This window comes from Anaeromyxobacter terrae (genome assembly GCF_022690685.1).
Classification (GTDB): domain Bacteria; phylum Myxococcota; class Myxococcia; order Myxococcales; family Anaeromyxobacteraceae; genus Anaeromyxobacter; species Anaeromyxobacter terrae.
In genome coordinates this window covers 1-1746 of the sequence record NZ_JALCYY010000135.1, presented here as the reverse complement: position 1 = coordinate 1746, position 1746 = coordinate 1, and the positions used below count along the sequence as shown (strand labels likewise).

Sequence of the window (1746 nt, the reverse complement as noted above, 5' to 3'; positions counted from 1 at the left end):
GAGGCCCGGGGGCCCGAGGCGGGGACCGGCCCGGCGCCGCGCGCGCCCGAGCCGCCCCCGGCGCCCGAGCTCGCGATGCCGGACGAGGGCTCCTTCGCGGACATGCTCGCGTCGTCCGAGAGCGCGGCCCCGCGCCGGCGCTTCCAGGTGGGCGAGAAGGTCGCCGGCAAGATCATCCAGCTCGGCCACGACGTGGCGTTCCTGGAGCTCGGGTCGGGCGTCGCCGAGGCGATGATCGAGGTCGCCGAGCTCATGGACGCGGAGGGGAACGTCACCGCGCGCGAGGGCGACATCCTCGACGCGGTGGTCATCCACGCCGACGACCGGGGCGTCATCGTCTCGAAGGGGCACGCGCGCGCCACGCGGGATCACGCGCGCGAGGCGGTCATCGAGGCGGCCCAGACCGGCCTGCCGGTCGAGGGGCTCGTCAAGGCGGCGAACAAGGGCGGGCTCGAGGTGGAGGTCCACGGCGTCCGCGCCTTCTGCCCGATGTCGCAGATCGACGTGCGCTTCGTGGGCGACCCCGCGACGTTCGTCGGCCAGAAGCTCCTCTTCAAGGTGCAGCGCGCCGACGCGCGCGACTGCGTGCTCTCCCGCCGGGCGCTCCTCGAGGAAGAGCGCGCCGAGAAGGCGCGCGCCACCCGCGAGCGGCTCGCGCCCGGGGCGGTCTTCGAGGGCGTCGTGACGAGCGTGCAGGATTACGGCGCGTTCGTGGACATCGGCGGGGTCGAGGGGCTCGTCCACGTCTCCGAGCTCGCCTGGGATCGCGTCTCGAAGCCGCAGGACCTCCTCAAGTCGGGCGACGCCGTGCAGGTCCAGGTGCTCCGCATCGACGAGGACCCGAAGAAGGGCGAGCGCATCGGCCTCTCGGTGAAGTCCCTCGCGCCGAGGCCGGAGCCGGTCGCGGCGCCCGCGAGCGAGCGGCCGGCCCGGCCCGCCCCGCCGCCGCCCCCGAAGGCGGGCGACGTCGTCGAGGTGACGGTCGACAAGATCGAGAGCTTCGGCGTGTTCGTTCGCTTCGCCGGAGGCCGCGGCCTCGTGCCCGCGAGCGAGACGGGCACGCCGCGCGGCTCCGATCTCCGCAAGTCGTTCAAGGTCGGCGACGGCTTCCGCGCTCTCGTGCTCGCCATCGACGAGCAGCATCGCATCCGCCTGTCGAAGACCGGCGCCGAGGACGCGGCGGAGCGCGCCGAGGCGGCGGAGTACCTCCAGAAGTCGCCCCGCCCCTCGGGCAAGGGCTTCGGCACGCTCGGCGACCTGCTCCGGCAGAGGCTCGAGAAGAAGTAGGCGGAGACATCTCGGCCGCGCACGCGCCCGCTCTCCCCGGCAGCGTCGGGGGAGCGGGCGTCGTTCGTTTCGGTCGGGGTCGGGATCGGGGTCGTTCTGGCCGACACCGGCGCGGTTGACGTCACCGTGGCGCGCCGCCTGGACGGGACCTCACGTCCTCGGCGGGCCACGATGGACGGGGACAAGGTACGGGGGGCGGTGCCGTCCGCCAGAAGCCGCCGGCAACGCGGGGCTGCGGGCGGGAGCTGCGCATGGGCGAGGGCGCCGTGGCCAACCGCGTTGCATTGCGGTCCGTGGGTCGGGCGGTGCCTACCGCGTCCAGTGGCCCGCCTGCGGGCGCGAGGTCCCGCCACGTGGGGCGGCGCGCTGCGGGCGGGGTGGGTGGAGGGCTCGGCGTCGGTCGTTGCGGTCGAGGTCGGGGTCGGGGTCGGGGTCGGGGTCGGGGTCGGGGACGTGGTC

Annotated in this window: 1 protein-coding gene; it reads left to right on the top strand. The window is 75.0% G+C overall.

Going from position 1 to position 1746, the window contains the following annotated elements; genetic code table 11:
• A partial coding sequence (locus tag MNY62_RS25460; RefSeq protein ID WP_242347129.1) for a 30S ribosomal protein S1 occupies nt 1-1287 on the top strand: 1287 nt, incomplete at its 5' end.
• Nucleotides 1288-1746 lie beyond the last annotated feature (459 nt).